The organism is Streptomyces sp. NPDC051173 (genome assembly GCF_040689515.1).
Lineage (GTDB): Bacteria > Actinomycetota > Actinomycetes > Streptomycetales > Streptomycetaceae > Streptomyces.
Window position 1 is genome coordinate 19,666 of the sequence record NZ_JBFBBD010000018.1, and the last position, 14,477, is coordinate 34,142.

The window sequence follows — 14,477 nt, forward strand, 5'->3', positions numbered from 1 at the left end:
AGGACACACACCATGCCGGACGAACACATCCCGGGCCGGGTACCCGTCGCCGTCGTCGGCCTCGGCGCCCTGCTGCCCGACGCCCGCGACGTCGAACAGAGCTGGAAGCTGATCCTCGGCCGGCGCAACCTCATGCGGGACGTCCCGCCCAGCCGCTGGCTGATCGACGACTACTACCACCCCGTCCCCGGCACCCCGAGGAAGGTCTACGCACGGCGCGGAGCCTTCGTCCCCACCGTGGACTTCGACCCCATGGCCTACGGCGTTCCGCCGCAGAGCCTCACCTCCACCGACACCGCGCAACTGCTCGCGCTGATGGTCGCCGACCAGGCCCTGCGGGACGCCGCGAACGGCGGTACCACGAGGCCCGACGGCGACCGCGTCGCCGTGGTGCTCGGCGCGGCCGCGCTGGGCCTGCTCACGGATACCAACGCCCCCACACAGGTGCCGGTGTTCCGCAGGGCCCTTCGCGAGCACGGCCTGTCCGAGGCGGAGGTGACAGCGGTATGCGAGCGCGTCTTCGCGTATTACCCGTACCCCACCGAGGACACCTTCCCGGGCCTGCTCGCCAACGTGGTGGCCGGGCGTATCGCCAACCGCTTCGACTTCCACGGCACCAACCACACCACGGACGCGGCCTGCGCCAGCTCGCTGGCCGCCCTCTCCACGGCCCTGGACGAACTCTCCCTGGGCCGCGCCGACCTGGTGATCAGCGGCGGCGTCGACGTGTCGAACGACATCGGCATGTACTTCTGCTTCACCACCACCCCGGCGCTGTCCCCGACCCAGGAGTGCCGGCCGTTCGCGGAGGACGCCGACGGGACCATGCTCGGCGAAGCGGTGGTGATGTTCGCGCTCAAGAGGCTGGCCGACGCGGAACGCGACGGGGACGGTATCTACGCGGTCATCCACGGCATGGGCAGCTCCTCCGACGGACGGGGCTCCGCGATCTACGCGCCCAGGGCACCGGGCCAGGCCCTCGCCCTGCGCCGGGCCTATCGGGAGGCGGGCTACGCGCCGGGCACCGTGGAGCTCGTCGAGGCCCACGGCACCGGCACCAACGCGGGTGACCAGGCCGAATTCGCCGCCCTGCGCGAGGTGTTCGAGGAATCCGGCCGCCTCGGCCGTCAGTGGTGCGCCTTGGGCTCGGTGAAGTCCCAGATCGGCCACACCAAATGCGCGGCCGGGGCGGCCGGCCTGCTCAAGGCCGTCCTCGCCCTGCACCACAAGGTCCTGCCGCCCACCATCAACGCCGACCGTCCGCACCCCGGCCTGCGGATGGAGACCAGCCCGTTCTACCTCAACACCCGCACCCGCCCATGGATCCGGCCCGACGGCGGCCCCCGCCGGGCATCGGTCTCCAGCTTCGGCTTCGGCGGCACCAACTTCCACGTCACGCTGGAGGAACACCGGGCCCCGGCCGGCAGCCGGCCGCGCCTGCGGACCGCCCCGACCGAACTGCTGCTGCTCTGCGCCGACTCCACCGAGGAACTACGCGAACGCGTCACCACACTGCGGCGGGCCGCGGAAGAAGCCGACGCCGGGCCGGGGAACGGAATCGCCCACCTGGCACGCCGCGGCCAGGAGGAATTCCGGGCCGACGCCGACCGGCGTCTCGCCGTACTGGCCGCCGGTCCCGCACAACTCCTCGAACGGCTCGACCGGGCCGCGGCGGCCCTTGACACCGAGGAGAACCGGTCCCTGCCGCTCGCCGTGCACTGGGGTGCCGGGCCGAGCGGGGCCGGCCGCACGGCCTGGCTGTTTCCCGGCCAAGGAGCGCAGTACGTAGGCATGGGAGGCGACCTCGCGGCCCACCACCCCGGGGCACTCGCGGCCTGGGACGCCGTCGGCGGTACGGGGTCCGACGAAACGCCCCTGCACCGCGTGGTCTTCCCGCCGCCCGTGCCCGAGGACGCGCGCGCCGCGCAGCAGGAGCGGCTCACGGCCACCGAGTGGGCACAGCCGGCCCTCGCCGCGCACAGCCTGGCCCTGCTGGCCGTGCTGGGAGAGTTCGGGCTCCGGCCCGACTGCGTCGCGGGCCACAGCCTCGGCGAACTCATCGCCCTGCACGCGGCGGGTGCCTACGGCGCGGAAACGCTCCTGCGCCTGTCCCGGGCCAGGGGAGAGGCCATGCGCGACGCGGCGGCGGCTTCCCCCGGCGCGATGCTGGTGATCAGCGCAGGCCCCGACGAGACCCGCGAGGCACTGGAGGCCTGCGGGGAACAGGACGTGTGGATCACCAACCACAACGCCCCACGGCAGACCGTCATCTCGGGCACAGCGGCGGCCATCGCGACGGTGACCGGGCGGTTGCGGGAATCCGGCATCCCCACTGTGCCGCTGGCCGCCTCCGCCGCCTTCCACAGCCCGCTCGTCGAAGCCGCCTGCGCCCCCTTCGCCGACACCCTGGCCGGCACCGCCATCACACTCCCGGGCCTGGAGGTCTTCTCCAACACTGATGCCGCCCGCTACCCGTCCGACCCGGCACGGATCCGTGACCGGCTGGCCCGGCACCTGGTCGAACCCGTCCACTTCGTGGAGCAGATCGAGGCCATGTACGCGGCGGGGGTACGGACCTTCGCCGAGGTGGGCCCGGGCACCGTCCTCACCACGCTCGTCGGTCACATCCTCGGCGACCGGCCCCACCTGGCCGTACCGCTCGACCGGCGTGACACCCACGGCGTGACCGCCTTCCAGGACGCTCTGGCACGGCTCGCCGTCCACGGCGTCCCCCTGGACTTCGCGCCCTACTGGCGGCACTTCGCCCTGCCGCGCCCCGCCGAGAAGGAACGGAGGCCGAGGATGACCGTACCGATCGACGGCGGCAACCGCGGGCGGCGCTATCCGCCGCAGGAAGCGGACGGGAAATCGGACGGGCAAACGGACGGAAAGAGCGTGACTCCGGAACCGGGCACAAGGCCGACTTCGCCCCCGATGCCCGCGCCTTCGCCCGCTGTTCCTCCACCGCCCCCCGCCTTCGCGCTGCCCGTCGCGCCCACGCGTCCCGTACCCGCGCAGCTTCCCGTGCCGGTGCCGCCACGTGCGCCCGTGGCCTCCTCCGTGCCTCCGCCGCCAACCGCTCCGGCGGCACCACCACACAGCGCGGACCCGGCCGCCGTACCCGGGGAGGACGAGCGGGTGGCCCTGATCGAGGACGCCCAGCGCCAGACCGCCGACGCCCACGCCGTCTTCCTGCGGTGCATGAGCGAGGCGCACACAGCCTTCCTGAAGATGTCCGAGACGTCCTTCGCGGCGCTGGTGGGGGCCCCCGGTGCCGTCGCTCCGGACCGGTCCGGCGAACCCGTCGACGCGTCTTCCAACGCCTGGCCGGCCGATGGAACGGCCCTGCCTACCGCTGCGTCGCCAACGTCACGGTCGGCCGGCGGAACGACCCTCCCTGTCGCGGCGCCGCCGCCACGGTCGGCCGACGGAGCCACGCTCGTACCGGCCTCCGCCGTACCGGATCCGGCCGCACCACAGCCCGCGGCACCGGCCGTCGTCCCGGCCGCGGCCGGCCTCGACCCCGCGCTGCTGGAGGAGACGCTGCTGGCCGTGGTCGCCGAACGGACCGGCTACCCGGCCGAGATGCTCGACCTGGACATGGAACTGGAGTCGGAGCTGGGCATCGACTCCATCAAACGCGTCGAGATCCTCTCCCTGCTCAACCAGCGCGTGGGAGAGCTGCCCGAGCTCCACGGCGATCCGGCGGAACTGGTCTCCCTGCGTACCCTCCGGCAGGTCGTCGACAAGCTCCGCTCGATGGCGGACGGCGTGGAAGCCCTTCCGGCGGGGCCTGAACCCGTACCCCTTCCCGCTCTGCCGTCCGCGCGGCCTTCCGCCGGCCTCGGGCGCTACGTGCCGCGCACCGTGCCCGCTCCACCGACCGGGCTGTCGCTGCCCGGACTGCGCGAGCACACCCTGCACATCGTCGACGGGGGTTCGGGCCTGGCCACCCTCGTGGCCGAGAGGCTGGGCGCGCGGGGAGTGCGGGCCGAGCCGGTCGTGGACCTGCCCGAGGACACGCGAGCGGTGCTGCTGCTCGGCGGCTTGGCCGAGGGCCTGACCGCCGACGCCATGCTGGACGTCCAGCGCGCGGCCTTCAGCGCGGCGCGCCTGGTGGCCGCGCGCTTCACGGACGAGGGCGGTGTCTTCGTCACGGCGCAGGACACCGGCGGCGACTTCGGCACCGGGGGCACACAGGGAGAGCGCGCCTGGCTCGGCGGCCTGGCGGGACTCGTCCGCACGCTCGCGGGGGAGTGGCCCAAGGCAGTGGTCAAGGCCATCGACTGCGCGCGCTCCGGCCGTACGCCCCAGGCCGTGGCCGACGCCCTCGTCGGCGAACTGCTCCACGGCGGCCCGCTGTTGGAGGCGGGCCTGCCCCCGGACGGCAGCCGGGTCACGGTACTGGCCGTCCCCGCGCCTCCGGGAGCCGAGGACGGCGGGCCCGGCCCCGACGACGTCCTCGTCGTCACCGGGGGCGCCCGCGGGGTGACCGCAGCCGCCGTGACAGCGCTCGCCCGGGCCCGGAAACCGCGCCTGATCCTCCTCGGCCGCACCGAACTGGCCGACGAACCCCCGGGGCTTCCTCCCGGGGCCGACGAACCCGCCCTCGTACGGGCCCTCGCCGCGCAGCACGCGGACACCGCGCCCGCCGACCTCGCCCGCGAAGCCCGCCGCGTCCTGGCCGTCCGCGAGATCCGGGCCACCCTCGCCGCCGTCGAGGAGACCGGCGCGCCGGTGCGCTACCTCCCCGCCGACACACGCGACCCCGACGCCGTGCGCGCGGCGCTGGACTCTGTCCGCGCCACGTGGGGAGAGGTGACCGGCATCGTGCACGGCGCCGGAGTGCTGGCGGACCGGCGGATCGCCGACAAGACCGACGAGCAGTTCGACGAGGTCTTCGGCACCAAGACCACGGGGCTGCGCGTCCTGCTGGACGCGACGGCCGCCGATCCGCTGCGCACGCTCTGCGTGTTCTCGTCGGTGGCGGGCAGTTTCGGGAACCCCGGGCAGAGCGACTACGCGATGGCCAACGCGACGCTCGACCACGTGGCCGCCGCCGAGGCCGCCGCCCGGCCCGGCTGCCGGGTGCGGGCCCTCGCATGGGGGCCCTGGCAGGGAGGCATGGTCACCCCGGCGCTGGCGGACCACTTCGGGGCGGCCGGCGTGCCCCTGCTGGACGTCGATGCCGGGGCCCGGGCCTTCGTCGAGGAGATGACCTGCTCGGGCGAGGACAGCCGGGTGCTCCTCCTGGCGTTGCCCGCCCCGGCGGACACACGGCAGGAGCCTCCCGCCGCCCTGCCGCCGGCCGGCTTGCGGTATCCCCAGCCCGCCGGGGTGCGGGTCACCCCGGACACGCATCCATACCTGGCCCACCACGTCATCCGCGGGAGGGCGGTCCTCCCGCTGGCCCAGTCCCTGGAGTGGATCCTCGCGGCTGCCCGGGACTGGCACCCGGGCGGCACTGAGCCGACGCTGCGTGACGTGCGCGTCATGCTGCCGGCCGTCTGGGACGGGCCGGAGCCCCTGGAGCGGGAGTTCACCCTGCACGGCACGCGCGCGTCTGCGGACTCCGGTTCCCTGTCGGCGGAGGTGCGCTGGACCACGGACCGCGTGCACTGCACGGCACACGTCGAGGCCGACGGCGCCCCGGAAGGGCGCCCGCTCACCCCGCTGGACACGGGCCTCGCCCTGCCGCCGTGGGAACACGAGGAGATCTACGACGGGCACGCCCTGTTCCACGGTCCGCTGCTGCACGCGCTGACGGACGTCGAGGGGATGGGACCGGAGGGCGCGCGGGGCACTCTCACCGGCCTGACCGCCCTGGGCTGGCCCGGCGGCACCTGGCAGACGGACCTGGCCGTGCTCGACGGTGCCCTGCAACTCGCCGTGCTCTGGGCGGACGAGGCCCTCGGACACGCCGCGCTCCCGTTGGCCGTCGGCACGTTCAGGTCCCACCACCGCGGTCCCGCGCGAGGCCCGGTCACGTGCACGCTCCTGCCTGTACGGGGGGAAGGCGGCATCCAAAACGTCTGCGACCTGCGGCTGGTGAGTCACGACGGTACGCCGTTCGCGGAGCTGCTCGGCGTCGAACTGATCCAGCGGCCCGACGAACCTCCTGCACCCCAAGGCCACGAGAACGGCGGGAAGCGAGGCACCGGTGACCGATGAACCCGTCGCCATCGTGGGACGGGGCTGCGTCCTGCCGGACGCGCTGAGCCCGGCGGCGTTCTGGCGGAACGTCCTCGACCGCCGCGTCAGCCTCGCGCCCGCCCCGCAGGGCCGCTGGGGACTGCTCGGGGAGAGGGACGGCGTGGGCCGCACCATCAGCGGCATCGGCGGGTTCGTCCACGGTTTCGAGGACGCCTTCGACCCCACCGGGTACGCCTTGCCCCCCGAGGAGATCCGGCGGCTGGATCCGCTCTTCCCATGGGTTCTCCACACCGGACGCCAGGCGTTGGCCGAAGCGGGGTATCCCGCCGCCCCGCCGCGCACGGGCCTGGTGCTCGGCAACCTGTCCTACCCCTCCACCGCCGCGGTCCGTTACACCGAGCACGTATGGCTCTCCGCCCAGGAACCCACGGTCAGGCACGCCCTGCTGGCGTCCTTGGCCTCGTCCCGGCCCCACCCCCGCAACCGTTTCTCCTCCGGCCTGCCCGCCCTGCTCGCGGCCCGGGCGCTGGGCCTCGACGCCGGTGCGTACGCCCTGGACGCGGCCTGTGCCACCTCGCTGTACGCGGTCAAGCTCGCCTGCGACCGGCTCCAGGACGGTACGGCGGACCTGATGCTGGCGGGTGCGGTGAACCGGTCCGACCCACTGATCGTGCACGGTGGATTCGCCGTCATGGGGGCGCTCAGCCCGACCGGGCGCAGTCGGCCGTTCCACCAGGACGCCGACGGTCTCGTACCGGGCGAAGGCGCGGTGCTGTTCGCCCTGATGCGGCTGCGTGACGCCCTCGCCCAGGGACGGCACGTGCTCGCGGTGGTACGCGGCATCGGCCTGGGCAACGACGGCCGGGCCGCGGGGCTCGTGGCCCCTGACGCCGGGGGCCAGGAACGCGCGATGCGCGCCGCCTACGCCGCGGCCGGGGTGTCCCCGGAGTCCCTGGGCCTGCTCGAGTGCCACGCCACGGGAACGTCCGTCGGGGACGCGGTGGAGGCCCGCGCCACCGCCCGGTTCTTCGCGGCCCACCACGATCTGCCCGTCGGCTCGGTGAAGGCCAACGTCGGCCATCTGCTGACCGTCTCGGGCGCGGCGGCCCTGCTCAAGGTGATCGGCGCGCTCGGCACGGGGGTCCGCCCGGCGACCCCGCACGACGGCACCCCCGCGGCACTGGAGCGGCCCCTCCGGCTCCTCGCGGAACACGAGGACTGGGCCGGGCCGCGCCGTGCCGCGGTGAGCGCGTTCGGCTTCGGCGGCACCAACGCGCACCTCGTCCTGGACGCCGGGGACGCGCCCGTGCCGCAGTGCTTCCCCCCGCCCCGCCCGGCTGCCCCGCCGCTCGCCGTGGTCGCGCTCGCCGTACGGACCGGACGGGGCGGCGGCACCGACGAGTTCATCGCCGCGCTGTGCGCCGGACGGCCCGATCGTGAGCCGCGTGAGCACGTGGAACTCGCCCTGGAGGGACTGCGGTTCCCGCCGCTCGACCTGCGGGACACCCTGCCCCAGCAACTCCTGGTCCTCGACGCCGCGCGAGAGGCGGCCCAGGGGGCGACCCTGCCACCCCCGCGCACGGCAGTGGTCGTGGGGGCGGGCGTCGACCCGCAGGTGGGCCGGCACGTCGCGCGGTTGCGCATCGACGGCCTCTGGCAGCGGGCCGGACTCTCCCGGCCTCCCGGCGAGGCGGCCGTCCTCCGGGACGCCTTCGCACCTCCGGGCACCGCGGCGACGGGGATGGGTGCCATGATGAACATCGTCGCCAACCGGATCAACAGCCAACTCGACCTGACAGGGCCCGGTTTCACCGTCCTGGCCGAGGAGGACTCCGGCACCGCGGCCCTGACCCTGGCCGTCCGCCTCCTCCGGTCGCGCGAGGCGGACGCCGTGGTCGTCGGGGCGACCGACCTCGCCCACGACCCCGTGCACCAGGCGGCCCTGCGCGACCTCGGCGCGGATCGCGAGCCCGGGGACGCCGCCGTCGTCCTCGTCCTCAAACGCCTGCCCGACGCCGAGCGGGCCGGAGAACGGGTTCTGGCGGTCCTCGACGAAGACGGTGACGGTCCGCCGGACCTGCGGGTGAGCACCGCCCCCTCGGCCGACGCGACGGGCTGCTGCGACATCTCCGCGTTGTTCGGCACCCCGCACGCCGCCGCCGGCCTGCTCGCCGTCGCGACGGCCGTCATCGCCCTGCGCCACGACGTCAGGCCGCGGCCCGGGCGGCTCGCCGAAACCCGCGCGCGGCTGCGCACGGCCGAGGTCGTCGTGCCGGTCCTCGAAGGCCCGGAACGGCGCGTCCGGCTGCGGGCCGCCCCCGCGACAGCCGAGCCCGCGCGGCGCGCCGGCCAGGTCGCCTTCGTGTATACCAACGGCTCGGCTGCCTACCCGCACATGGGCCGGGAACTGGTCGCCGCCGTACCCGCGTTCGCCGAAGTCGCCTGGCGGCGATGCGGGGACCAGGACATGTCCTGGCCGCCGACGGATTTCGCCGGCACCGGCGTGCTCGGCAGGATCTGGGCCACCACCCAGCTCGCGGTCCTGCACACGCTGATCACCCGCTACGTGCTCGGCCTGCACCCCGACGCCGCCATCGGCTACTCCTCGGGCGAGTCCTCCGCCCTGGTCGCCCTGGAAGCATGGCCCGATGCCGCGGCCCTGGGCGAGGACGCCCGGCGCAGCGGGCTGTTCACACACGACGTGACGGGCGAGTACCGGGCGATCCGCCGAGCCTGGCAGGCGCGGGGCATCACCGGCCACTGCTGGCGGAACTACCTGGTCACCGCCCCGGTGGAACGGGTCCGGGCGGCCGTCGCCGACGAGCCCGCCGTGCACCTGATGGCCGTCAACGCCCCCGGCGTCTGCGTCGTCGGCGGCGAGGAGAGCGCCTGCGCGGCCCTGGTGCGCGACCGCTTCCCGCACGCAGCGATGCGCCTCGACTACGACCTCGCCGCCCACGCCCCCGAGCTGGCGGAAGTCCGCGAGGCGTGGCACCGGTTGCACCGCCGCCCCACTGTGCCCGTACCGGGCGTGCGCTTCTACCGGGGCGACACGGCCGAGTCCTACCTGCCGACCGAGGAGAGCGCCGCCGACGCCCTCATGGGGACGGCCACGAGCCCGGTCGACTTCCCGGCGGTGATCGAGCGGGCCTACGCCGACGGCGTCCGCGTCTTCGTCGAACACGGCCCCGGCTCCCTGTGCACCGACTGGATCACCCGCATCCTGGCCGACAGGGAGCACCTTGCGGTGGCGCTCGACGAGTCCGGCGGGCGTGCGCTCCACCGGCTGCGCCGGTCCGTGGAGAAACTGGTGGCGGCCGGACTGTACGTCGACTCGGCCCCGTTGTCGCTCCGGCTGGACCGGGCGGAGACCGACGCGTCGAAGACCGGGCACGTGCTGCGCGTACCGGCGCATCCCCCCGCCGTCCGGCTGCCCGCGCCGGACCGGCTCGCCACCGTGATGGCTCCTGCGCCCGCCTTGCCCGCCACACTCCCCGCGGTTCCCGCGCTCGGGCCGCCCGCCGCGCTTTCCGCAGCTCCGACGTCCGGGGAGCCGTCCGCCGCCCCGGACACACCCTCCGCCGGGCCACCCGTGGCCGCCCGTACGTCAGCCGTCGCCCGGTACCGCGATCGGGTCACCGCCCTGCACCGGCAGTACCTGACGGAGCAGACCGCGCTGCACCAGCGGTATCTACGCGGACGGCAGACGATGAAGGACACCCTGCCGCTCCGGCGTGATCCGGGAGAACCCCCTCTCGCGCCACTCGTGCGCCAACAGACCCTCCCCGGCCCGAAGTTCGACCGCGCCCAGCTGGAACGGCTGGCGAGCGGGCCCGTCTCCGAGCTCTTCGGGCCGCGGTTCACCGCCCAGGACGGCCACCGGCGTCAGACCCGGCTCCCCGGCCCACCGCTGCTCCTGGTCGACCGCGTCACGGGCATCGACGCCGAACCCGCCTCCATGGGCACGGGCACCATCTGGACCGAGACGGACCTGCGGCCCGACACCTGGTACCTCGACCACACCGGGCACATCCCGGGCGGGCTCCTGGTCGAGGCGGGCCAGGCCGACCTGCTCCTCATCAGCTGGCTCGGCATCGACCTCCTCAACCGGGGCGAGCGCGTCTACCGCCTCCTCGGCTGCGAGGCCACCTACCACGGCAGCGCTCCCCGGGTCGGGCAGACCCTGCGCTACGAGATCCACGTCGACGGCCACGCCGAGCACGCGGGCACCCGGCTGTTCTTCTTCCGCTACGACTGCTTCGTCGGCGACGAACCCGTCGTCAGCGTCCGCAACGCACAGGCCGGCTTCTTCACCGACGCCGAGCTCGCCGCGGCCGGCGGCATCCGCTGGACCCCGGGCGAGGCCCTCTCCCGCGACCTCCCCTTCACCCTGCCCACCCCGCCCACCCTGCCCTCCACTGCCACGCGCTTCGACGCCGCAGCCGTACGGGCCTTCGCCGAGGGGCGGCCGTACGACTGCTTCGGACCCGCCTGGGACGCCACCCGCGCCCATGTGCGGACACCGCGCATCGACGCCGGCCGGCTCCTGCTGATCGACGAGGTCACCGCGTTCGAACCGGCCGGAGGGGCGCTCGGCCGCGGCTATCTGCGCGCCGAGACGCGGCTGCGCCCCGACGGCTGGTACTTCGAGGGCCACTTCAAGAACGACCCCGTCTTCGCCGGTTCGCTGATGAGCCAAGGTGTGCACCAGGCCATGGCCTTTCATATGGCCGCCCTCGGGCTGACCGTCGACCGGGACGCGGCCCGCTTCGAAGCCGTGCCCGGCAGTACGGCCGTCTCCCGCTGCCGCAGCCAGGCGACCCCGGAGAGCCGGAACGTGGTCTACGAGATCCACGTCGGCGGTCTGACCACCGGCCGGGAACCGGTGCTGTACGCGGAGGCCATGGTCAGTGTGGACGGCGTCAACGCCTTCCACTGCCGCGACCTGGCACTGCGGCTGGTACGCGACGCCCCCTTGGAGCACTGGCGTGAACTGGGTCCGCACCGTGAGCAGACCACGGGCACCCTGCTCGAACCCCGGGCGCTCGGCGGTCTGGCGGGCCACCGCGAATCCCGGCCGGTGGCCACCGAGAACGGCTTCGCCTTCGGCTACCCCTCACTGCTCGCCTGCGCCTGGGGAAGCCCGGTCGACGTATTCGGGCCGCCGGCCGCCGTCCTGGACCAGGCGGAGACCACCACGCACCTGCCTGGCCCGCCCTACCACTTCATGAGCCGGATCGTGTCCCTGGACGCCCCCTCGGGCGAATCGAGGACGGGCAGCGCGATCGTCGCCGAGTACGACGTCCCGCCGGAGGTCTGGTACTTCGAGCAGAACGGCACCGCCGTGATGCCCTGGGCGGTCCTGATGGAGGTCGCCCTCCAGCCCTGCGGCTGGCTCGCCGTCCGTACCGCCGACATCGCCATGGCCCATGGCCCGCGGCTCGTCTTCCGTAACCTCGACGGCACCGCTCGGCTGCACGGTCAGGTGCGGCCGGGAACGAGGATCCTGCGCACCCGGGTGGCACTTACCGGCTCCACCCGGCACGGAGACACCACGATCGTCTCCTTCGCCATCGAATGCGCCGCCGACGGCGCGCCCCTGCTGACCGCCACCTCGGTCTTCGGCTTCTTCCCGCACGCCGCCCTCGACCGGCAGGTCGGCATCCCGCCGGACGACGAGGAGCGTGCCCAGTGGGCTGTTTCCTGTGACCGCAATGCCGACCTCATGGCGGAACGCCCTTCCGGCGGCGCACGGTTGCCGGGCCCCATGCTGCGGATGGTGGACCGCGTCACCGGCCACTGGCCGGCGGGCCTGGGCCGGTTGCGAGGCGAGAAACCGGTCGACGCCGGCGCCTGGTACTTCAAGAGCCACTTCTTCAGGGATCCGGTACAGCCCGGCTCCCTGGGTGTGGAGGCCCTGGCCCAACTGCTCCAGCACCACCTGCTGAGCACGACACCCGCGGACGAGATCGCCCAGGGCACCCTCGAACCCTTGACGGATGCGGAGTTCGCCTGGCGCTACCGGGGCCAAGTGGTGCCGGCCGATGGCCTGGTCACCGTCGGAATCGACGTCGTCGACGACCGCCGGGACGACCGCGGGCGCACCGCACGCGCGGACGGCTGGCTGTGGGTGGACGGCCGCCGCATCTACCGGGTGCGGGGGCTGGGCATGCGTCTGGGGCGCTGACGCTGACGGGGCGTCGGCCGACTCGACCCCGCCGCCTGGAGCCCCCTCATCTACAACTTCCGCCACCACTTCGGACTCGGCCCGGAACTCGGCCACTCCTACCGCACCCAGACACCCCGCAACTTCGAGGGGCCTGCCACAGAGCCCGCACTCGCCGGCGCGGCGCCCAACTGAGATCAGGCGGCCTGACCGAGGCCGACCCCGGCACCACCCGTACCGTCGCCCATACCCTCCGCGGCGCCCACCGCCGCCTCGTCATGCGTCCGCACAACGCATCCGTACGCCCCGGCGCCCTCCCGATATCCCGTCGATTAAAGGAGAAGGGGGTTATCCGGGATAATCAGGGGATGTCCGGCAATGAGATCCAGTTCGACCACCACTTCGACGACGATGGTGAAGTCGTCCCCCGCATCGACGGAATACCGCTGACCGAGCTGATCGACAAGTTCGAGACGGGTGCCCGGATGCAGCCCGCGGGCAACGCCTACGGCGGCCTCATCCCGCAGGACTACCGGTTCGGCTCGGTGGAAGACCACTTCCACGGATGGTCCACCGACGCCATGGGGTCCAAGACACCCGTACTCGGCTGTTCATGCGGTGAATGGGGATGCTGGCCGCTCATGACCCGCATCACCACGACAGCCGACGCCGTGACCTGGGACTCCTTCGAGCAGCCCTACCGCACGGCACGCGACTACACGGCGGCCGAGCGGGAGGAACTGCTGGTCGCCGAGCGGGTCCTGAACCGGCTGGCCGAACAGGACCGGGTCGTTACCGAGGCCGCTGAGGCGGCGGCTCCGGTGAAAGTGCAGGTGGCGGGGCGTGCGGTGCTGCTGATCCCACACCGCGGTGAGGTTGGCGACGAGGGCGCACTGCCCGCCGACTACCGCCGGATCCTGGCGATCGTGCGGGCCGCCGGAGGGGCGGTGCAGGTCAAGGCGGTGGGTGAGGAACTGGGCCTTGAGGTGGGGGTGCGCGGGAAGCTGGAGCCGCTGCGGGCGAAGATGACCAAGCTCGCCGATCGCGGCTGGCTGCACAAACGGCCCGACGGGAAGTTCACCGCGCGCCTATAGCAGCTGCGGACCGGGGGGCGGTAAGAGCGCGTAACCGGCGGGCCCCCGACGGCAGTTGAGTTTGTGTGAAGAAAAACAACCATCCCGTCGAGGGCCCTGACGGCCTTGTCTACACCGCCCGCCTGCCGCTGTCGAGCGCCACCCTGAACTGGCTCGCCGACCTGTTACGCGGCCACTTCAAGAAGATCGGCTCCCGGTGGCGGGCCCTGCCCGCCGGGAAGATCGCCGGCATCGTGCTGGCCGTCCTGCGCTGTGACCAGCGGCCCGGCGACCTGGCCGGCGGCAACGGCATCCACCGCACCACCGTCACCCCGCTGGGTGCGCGAGGTCGTGGGCCTGCTCGCAGCCCGCGCCCCGCGCCTGGACCGCGCCCTGAAGAAGATCGCCCGAAAGGGTGGCGGAGTCGTCCTGCTGGACGGCTCGGTGATACGCACCCGGCGGCGCACCGGGACCGAGAACCGCAAGAACTACTCGGGCAAGAACAAATGCCACGGCCTGCTCGTGATCGCCCTCACCGACGACCGGGGCCGGCTGCTGTGGGTCTCCGCGGCCCGGCCCGGGCGGACCTCGGAGATCACCGCCTGCCGCCACGACAAGCTCACCGCGCACCTGCGTGCCGCCGGCCTCGGAGCTATCGCCACCTGGGGTTCGTCGGCCTTGACGACAGCGGCCCGGACGACGACCCGGCGGTGATCACCGGCTACAAGGCCGCCCGGAACCGGCCCCTGACCCGTGGCCAGAAGCTGTCCAACAAGGCGCTGGCCGCAGTACGCGCTCCGGTCGAGCACGGCTTCGCGCACCTGAAGAACTGGCGCGTGCTGGGCAAGGTCCGCACGGATCCGAGGTGGGCGACCGCGCTGGTGCGGGCCCTGCTGGTCCTCACGAACAAGGAAGTTGCCCGATGACCGATGATCTTGTCGCTGGACTACCACCCCGGACCTGGCCGAGCGTCCCGACACCTACGCACACCAGCCCACCCGACGTGCAGTTTTCACGATGCACACCGCTCAATGGTGATCCACCACCGCCGAGGGTCCCGCATCGTCACATGGTCGTGTCTCGTC

General features: G+C 73.5%; 5 protein-coding genes and 1 pseudogene. All 6 read left to right on the top strand.

Going from position 1 to position 14,477, the window contains the following annotated elements:
- Nucleotides 1–12 precede the first annotated feature (12 nt).
- The 6 genes and pseudogenes from AB0435_RS13055 to AB0435_RS13080 all read left to right on the top strand — a co-directional run bounded on the left by AB0435_RS13055 (nucleotide 13) and on the right by AB0435_RS13080 (nucleotide 14,318).
- Nucleotides 13–6,171 carry an SDR family oxidoreductase gene (locus tag AB0435_RS13055; protein ID WP_366426959.1) on the top strand — a complete coding sequence of 2,053 codons (6,159 nt, stop codon included), beginning with the start codon at nucleotides 13–15 and terminating at the stop codon, nucleotides 6,169–6,171.
- Nucleotides 6,161–12,340, top strand: a complete 6,180-nt coding sequence (locus tag AB0435_RS13060) for a beta-ketoacyl synthase N-terminal-like domain-containing protein (protein WP_366426960.1) — start codon at nucleotides 6,161–6,163, stop codon at nucleotides 12,338–12,340. Before AB0435_RS13055 ends, AB0435_RS13060 begins: the two co-directional genes overlap by 11 nt.
- A gap of 21 nt (nucleotides 12,341–12,361) precedes the next feature.
- Nucleotides 12,362–12,514 (top strand): annotated as a pseudogene (locus AB0435_RS13065) (flavin reductase family protein); the annotation flags it as partial.
- 173 nt (nucleotides 12,515–12,687) lie between these two features.
- Nucleotides 12,688–13,413 (top strand): hypothetical protein, encoded by a 726-nt coding sequence (locus tag AB0435_RS13070; RefSeq protein ID WP_366005189.1) that lies wholly within the window; start codon nucleotides 12,688–12,690, stop codon nucleotides 13,411–13,413.
- A 330-nt stretch (nucleotides 13,414–13,743) separates the two neighbouring features.
- Nucleotides 13,744–14,106 (top strand): transposase family protein, encoded by a 363-nt coding sequence (locus AB0435_RS13075; protein ID WP_366426961.1) that lies wholly within the window; start codon nucleotides 13,744–13,746, stop codon nucleotides 14,104–14,106.
- Entirely contained in the window at nucleotides 14,103–14,318 is a 216-nt protein-coding gene (locus AB0435_RS13080) for a transposase family protein (RefSeq protein ID WP_366426962.1), read from the top strand. Before AB0435_RS13075 ends, AB0435_RS13080 begins: the two co-directional genes overlap by 4 nt.
- The last annotated feature ends 159 nt before the right edge of the window (nucleotides 14,319–14,477 follow it).

Excerpts from the sequence above, each read along its gene's own strand:
- AB0435_RS13055 (WP_366426959.1), top strand. The coding sequence starts at position 13 with ATGCCGGACGAACACATCCCGGGCCGGGTACCCGTCGCCGTCGTCGGC.
- AB0435_RS13070 (WP_366005189.1), top strand. The coding sequence starts at position 12,688 with ATGTCCGGCAATGAGATCCAGTTCGACCACCACTTCGACGACGATGGT.